The organism is Desulfovibrio sp. 1188_IL3213, assembly GCF_036763145.1.
Taxonomy (GTDB): Bacteria; Desulfobacterota; Desulfovibrionia; order Desulfovibrionales; family Desulfovibrionaceae; genus Desulfovibrio.
The window spans coordinates 1-6136 of sequence record NZ_JBAIYR010000112.1 but is presented as its reverse complement, the minus strand read 5'-3'; the positions used below and the strand labels follow the sequence as shown (position 1 = coordinate 6136).

The 6136-nt window shown below is 57.9% G+C and carries 7 protein-coding genes; 6 read left to right on the top strand and 1 reads right to left on the bottom strand.

Annotated features, from left to right (window positions below):
* Window positions 1-840, bottom strand: an 840-nt coding sequence (locus V6C16_RS06490) for a hypothetical protein (RefSeq protein WP_333542917.1), incomplete at its 3' end; no start/stop codon positions are given.
* A gap of 367 nt (window positions 841-1207) precedes the next feature.
* Here V6C16_RS06490 and V6C16_RS06485 point away from each other — a divergent pair.
* The 6 genes from V6C16_RS06485 to V6C16_RS06460 form a co-directional block, all read left to right on the top strand.
* The gene (locus tag V6C16_RS06485; protein WP_333535413.1) at window positions 1208-2002 is read left to right on the top strand and encodes an inositol monophosphatase family protein; all 795 of its coding nucleotides are present in this window, start codon (window positions 1208-1210) and stop codon (window positions 2000-2002) included.
* Window positions 2003-2037: 35 nt separating this feature from the next.
* A complete protein-coding gene (uhpC, locus tag V6C16_RS06480) occupies window positions 2038-3348 on the top strand; it encodes an MFS transporter family glucose-6-phosphate receptor UhpC (protein WP_333535414.1) in 1311 nt (436 codons plus the stop codon).
* A gap of 172 nt (window positions 3349-3520) precedes the next feature.
* Window positions 3521-4408 carry a dihydrodipicolinate synthase family protein gene (locus V6C16_RS06475; protein WP_333535415.1) on the top strand — a complete coding sequence of 296 codons (888 nt, stop codon included), beginning with the start codon at window positions 3521-3523 and terminating at the stop codon, window positions 4406-4408.
* Between the two features lie 75 nt (window positions 4409-4483).
* Complete coding sequence (locus V6C16_RS06470; RefSeq protein ID WP_333535416.1) at window positions 4484-5689, top strand: NAD(P)/FAD-dependent oxidoreductase; 1206 nt, start codon at window positions 4484-4486, stop codon at window positions 5687-5689.
* Between the two features lie 11 nt (window positions 5690-5700).
* Window positions 5701-6009, top strand: coding sequence for a (2Fe-2S)-binding protein (locus V6C16_RS06465; RefSeq protein ID WP_333535417.1), 309 nt, complete (start codon window positions 5701-5703; stop codon window positions 6007-6009).
* A partial coding sequence (locus V6C16_RS06460) for an FAD-dependent oxidoreductase (RefSeq protein WP_333542918.1) occupies window positions 6002-6136 on the top strand: 135 nt, incomplete at its 3' end. The genes V6C16_RS06465 and V6C16_RS06460, both read left to right, overlap by 8 nt.

The window sequence follows — 6136 nt, the reverse complement described above, 5'->3', positions numbered from 1 at the left end:
GTCGCTGCTCACCAGCGAGGCGGCGTCTCTGCCCGGCAGGCCTGGCCCGGCGCAGGTAAAAAGCCTGGCAGCGTGCGTATTGGCATGGGTAATGCCCCCGTTGCCGTTCAATACCAGCAACGGATAACTCAACGATTCGTGCGCGTTGCGCAACAGGGCCTCAAGCCGCTGCCCGCTGACTTCAATATTCTGCTGGCGCACCCGCATGCCGATATAGTTGGCGAATGTGGTTACCAGCGCCAGGGCCTGTATTTCAGGACTGGCTATATTGCCGGAAATGGTCAAGACCGCCAGCACGCCTGAAGCGTCGGCAAGAATGGGGGCCGAAGCGCAACGCCACGAGTGAAGCGCCGCGCTGTAATGCTCATATCCGTAAATCTGCACCGGGCTGCAGCGGCGCAAGGCCATGCCGATGGCCGATGCGCCGACCTTGTCGATATTCCTGTCCGCGCCGGGCATATTGTATTGCGCGCGCGCCACGTCCAGCAGGTCCTTGTCACCCACTGTGGCAAGAATATGCCCGGATGAAGCGGTAAGTATGGCCATATGCCCTGTACCGTTGATGCACGCGTCCAGCATGTCCAGAACCGGGGCCGCAGCCGTCAGCAGCGCGGCGGAGCGGTCGCACAGGTCCCTGAATGGCTGACGCTCCAGCACCGGCACTTCAAGAACACGCAGGGGATCAATGCGCGCCTTACGGCTGAGCAGCCATCCGTCCAGAATATGCTCGGGGATGCGCCCGCGAATCTCACCGCCATCAATAAAATCTTTCCAGGCATCATGAATGGTTTGCTGATACACAGGATTTTGTGGTGAAACGCCGGACGAAAGACACTTCATGCCGTACTCCTTCTCTGCCTGTATCAAAAAGACACACAACTGTAGCGTAACGCTACAGTTGCTACATATTTTACCAATCGTGATTTTTTTGTGCAACACCAGCTTTTCTGCAGCCATTTGCGCCAATTTTATAATACAAATACTCTGGCAGCATTTTTGCAGTCCTCTTTTGCCAGAATATTTTGAAATGATGTTGCATCAGGCACAAGGGCGGTCTTTTTCAAAACCGCGCCCACGGTGGTATCGCAACCGGGCATGTGCCGACCATATCTCTTCCTGCAAGAACAGCAAATGCTGCGCAGGAAGAAGCCGCACAACATCCATTGAGGGTATGCTCTGTTTTCAATCGCCAACATCGGAGAAACTGATGCACAAGTATGACGCTTTTCTGGACGTAGCTATGCGTGCCGCAGATATTTCACGTCGCATACTGACGGAACACAGGCAAAAATATTTGTGCGGGGCTTACGGATTCAAAACCAAGAGTGACGCCAGCCCCGTTACGGAAACAGATGAGCGTGTGGAACGCGAAATACGCACGCTTGTTTCCGGAGCTTTTCCCGACCACGGCATGCTTGGCGAAGAATATGGAGCCGATGCGGCCACGGCCGAGTTTGTCTGGGTTATCGACCCCATCGACGGAACCCGGCAGTTCATCGCGGGCTATCCGTTTTACGGCACGCTCATAGCCCTTTGCCGCAACGGCGTTCCGGTGCTCGGCGTGGTGGAAATGCCGGTTATGGCTGAACGTTGGGTGGGGGTGCAGGGACGCCAGTCCACAGTCAACGGCCTGCCCATCCACACGCGCCCGCAGCCTGACCTGGCTGCCGCCCTGGCAGCCTCAAGCAATACGGAGTTCGTTTTCGACGCAGACAAAGCCGCCTACAACCGCCTGACGGCAGCGACCAAATGGCGCGTCTACGGCGGGGCCTGTTACGGCTACATGAGCCTTGCCGCAGGCAAGATAGACCTGTGCTTTGACAGCGGCATCATGCGTGAGGTGGACTACTGCGCCCTTGTACCCATTGTGGAAGGCGCGGGCGGCGTCATGTCCGACTGGGACGGCAAGCCGCTGACCATGCATTCGGGGATGCAGGTGCTCGCCAGCGGCGACAAGAGACTGCACGAACAGGTGTTGCGTGAAATAGAAAAAACCCGCTAGTCAACGGCTCACCTGTTACACCACGAGCGTATGCCATGTTAGATTTTTTCAAAGCATCACCTCCGCGCCCTGTCACCAAAAGTACCGAAGAGATCAACAAAGACTACAAGTATTGGCGACTCCACCTCATGACGTCAATCTGGCTTGGCTACGCCGTATTTTATTTTACGCGCAACAGCTACAAGTCCATCATGCCTGCCATGCTCAAAGACCTTGACTGGCAGCTCTCCGACGTGGGCATTCTGAGCACGATCTTTTATGTCGTCTACGGCTCTTCCCGTTTTCTGGGCGGCATAATCAGCGACAAGTCCAATCCGCGCTATTTCATGGGCGTCGGCCTTATTATCACGGGCATCATCAACATCGCCTTCGGCATGAGCTCTTCCCTGCCTGCTCTGGCCCTGCTGTGGGGCCTCAACGCCTTTTTTCAGGGGTGGGGCTGGCCCCCCTGCACCAAGATTCTCACCACATGGTACTCGCGCAACGAACGCGGCTTCTGGTGGGCCGTATGCAATACCTCGCACAATGTGGGCGGGGCCATTATTCCCCTGCTGGCAGGCTGGCTGGCCGTCCACTACGGCTGGCGCTACGGCATGATTGTGCCGGGCATTGTGGGCATAGTCATGGGTGCTGTTCTTTGCGTCATCCTGCGCGACCGGCCGGAATCAATGGGCCTGCCCAAAGTGGGAGAATGGCGCAAGGACGAACTGGAACTGGAGCAGGTAAAAAAGAGCGAAAGTTCGCTCACGACATGGCAGGTCTTGCGCCGTTATGTGTTCACCAACAAATTCATCTGGCTGCTGGCAGTCTCGTACGTGCTCGTTTACGTGGTGCGCATAGGCGTCAATGACTGGGCCAACATGTATCTGGTGAAAGAGCATGGGGTTGACCTGCTCGTGGCAAACAGCGCCATCACCATGCTCGAGATAGGAGGCTTCATCGGAACCATCGCCGCTGGCTGGGGATCGGACAAGATTTTCAAAGGTAACCGCATACCTATGAACATCATCTTCATGCTGGGCATCATGTTTTCGGTGGGCGCGCTCTGGCTGTTGCCTCTGACCTCAAAACTGGCGCTGGGAACGGTTTTCTTTCTCATAGGCTTTTTTATCTTCGGTCCCCAGATGCTTACGGGCATGGCTGCCGCCGAAGTCTGCCACAAGGAATACGCGGGCACAGCCACCGGCTTTGTGGGGCTTTTCGGCTACATGGGCGCGGCTCTCACCGGGCTGCCCCTGGCAATGATCATAGAATCCGCCAGCTGGAACGGATTTTTCATTGTCATGACCGCGGCCTCGCTGCTCTCCGCAGTGCTCATCATCCCCATAATCGGCGGCAAGAAATAGGCAGGGCATCCTGCTGCGCCAGGCCCTGTTCCAAGGGCAGAAGAGGACGGCCTTGTCACCTCCTTGCGAGGTGACAAGGCAAACCAGAAATCACGATGTTGACCAGAAACAAAAATATATTGTCGGCAGAGTATTTGCCGGAAACAATGCGAAACATTTTGACGGAGGCTTCATGAACAATATCCACGGTATTTTCGCAGTTACGGTTACCCACTTCAATGATGACGGCAGCATTGACTACAAGTCCATATCCAAGCATGTACAATGGCTGCTCCAGTCCGGCGTTCACGGTATCATGCCCGTGGGGGCCACCGGCGAATGGCCTGCCCTTTCCACACAGGAGCGCAGGCAGGTTGCCGAATTTGTCATGAAAGAGGTGGGCGGCAAGGTCCCGGTGATCGTGGGGGCCATTTCGCCCAATGTGGACGTTTCCGTTGAACTGTCGGAACATGCCGGTTCCATAGGCGCGGCGGGCGTCATGATCCTTCCCCCTCCCGGCGTACACCCGAGCCAGCATGAAATATATGAATTTTATAAATATATTTCCGCCAAAAGCCCCCTGCCGGTCATGGTGTACAACAATCCCGGCAGTTGCGGCGTGGCCGTGTCCCCCGAAACGCTGGTCAAGTGCGCCCAACTGCCCAATATGGGCTTTCTCAAGGAATCCAGCGGCGACATCATGCGCCTGACCCGATCTGTAGACGAGGTGGGCGACCGTCTGGTGGTTTTCTGCGGCTGCGAAAGCCTGGCCTATGAAAGCTTCGTTATGGGGGCCAAGGCATGGGTGTGCGTTCTGGCAAACATCGCTCCTGCCATGTGCGTCAGGCTGTACGACCTCATCGTCAATAAAGGCCAGCTTGACGAAGCCCGCCAGGTGTACCGCCGGATGCTGCCCCTGCTGCGCCTGCTGGAAGATACCGGGGAACTCTGGCAGGTGGTCAAGCACGCCCTGGCGCTCAAGGGTTTCGGCAGCGGCAGGCTGCGCCGGCCCCGCCAACCCATTTCGGAAGGCGTGCGTCTTGAGCTTGAAAAGGTGCTCGCGCAGACGGATTTTAACTGACGTCATATGCCGGGAGGCGGCCACGGGCCGTCTCCCGCACATGTTTTCATGCAATCAGGAACAGGGGAAACTGCCATGAGCAGCAAACATGCGGCCAGTGCCGTTGTCATTGGCGGGGGAGCCGTCGGTACGGCCGTGGCCTGCTATCTCGCCATGGACGGGGTGGATGTCGCCCTTGTTGAGCGCGGCGAGTTCGCCTGGGGTTCCAGCCGCCGCTGCGATGGCCATGTGGTCACCTATGACACGCCGCCGGGCGCCTACAGCCGGTTCTGCAAATGCGGGCAGGACATGTTTCACGATGCCGCCAAATTCCTGCCTGTGGACTTCGAATTCTGCCCCGAAGGCCTTGGTCTGCTGGTTGATGACGAGCGCGACCTTGAAGCGGTGCGCGCCAACTACGAAGGCAAGAAAAAAGAAGGCATTGACGTGACCCTGTGGGACAGGGACGAACTTCGCCACCACGAACCCAATATCGGCGACAGCATCCTTGCCTGCCTGAATTTCAATGGCGACTGCAAGCTTAACCCCATGCGCCTTTGTCAGGGCCTTGCCATGCACGCCAGGGCCAATGGCGCGACACTCATGACCGGAACCCGCGTCACCGGGCTGCATGTGGAAAAAGGCCGCATCACCGCTGTGGAAACGGACAAGGGGTGCATACATGCGGCCAATGTTGTCCTTGCGGCGGGCGTATGGACGCCGGAGCTTGCCCACATGGCGGGCATCGCCGTTCCCATCCGCCCCAGGCAGGGGCATGTGCTGGTCACGGAACGTGTGCGCAACCTGGTGGGAAAAAACTATGCCGAATATGGCTACCTGCTGACCAAGGACGGAAAAACACGGGGCAACGTCACTCCTGAAATGGAGCAGTTCGGCGTGGCTTTTGTGCTTGAGCCTTCCCATGCCGGAACCGTCCTGCTCGGCAGCAGCCGCCGCTATGTGGGCATGGACATTCGCCCCAACCCCGCCGTCATGCGCGCCATAGCCCAACGCGCCCGCCATTTTTATCCCGCTCTGGGCCAAACCCGGCTTATCCGCTGCTATGCGGGCCTTCGTCCCTGCACTCCGGATGCCAAACCCATCATCTCGCCCACCCACATCAGGGGACTTTTCATGGCTTCGGGCCACGAGGGCAATGGCATCGGGCTTTCCCTTATCACCGGCAAGCTCATTGCGGAAATGGTACGCGGGCAGTCTCCTTTTATGGACATAAGCCGCATGAGCCTTGACAGGTTCGGGCTTAATCCAGCGGCCCATACTCCAGAAACGGCTTCTGCCTGAGGAGAACGAGCATGTTTGTCAAAGTGACCCCTCCTGCGGGAAAGCAGGTAACCATTTATTTTGAAGGACAGGCCCTTGAGGTGCAAAGCGGCATCAGTGTGGCCGCCGCGGTGCTCGGCCCGTCACACGGCTGGACGCGCACAGACCATGAGGGGAACAAACGCGGCCCCTACTGCCAGATGGGTGTGTGCTTTGAATGCCTTATGACCATCAATGGCGTGCCGGACCAGCAGGCATGTCTCATTACCGTGGCCGAAGGCATGCGGGTGAACCGCCAGAACGGCGCACCGGACTTCGCCAGGGAGGCGGACCATGCGTAGCGTGTGGGATGTCATTATCGTGGGGGCCGGACCGGCCGGCATGGCTGCCGCCATCGAAACGGCGCGCAGGGGCCTGCTTACGCTGGTGCTTGACCGGCAGTCCGAAGCCGGTGGGCAGATATATAAA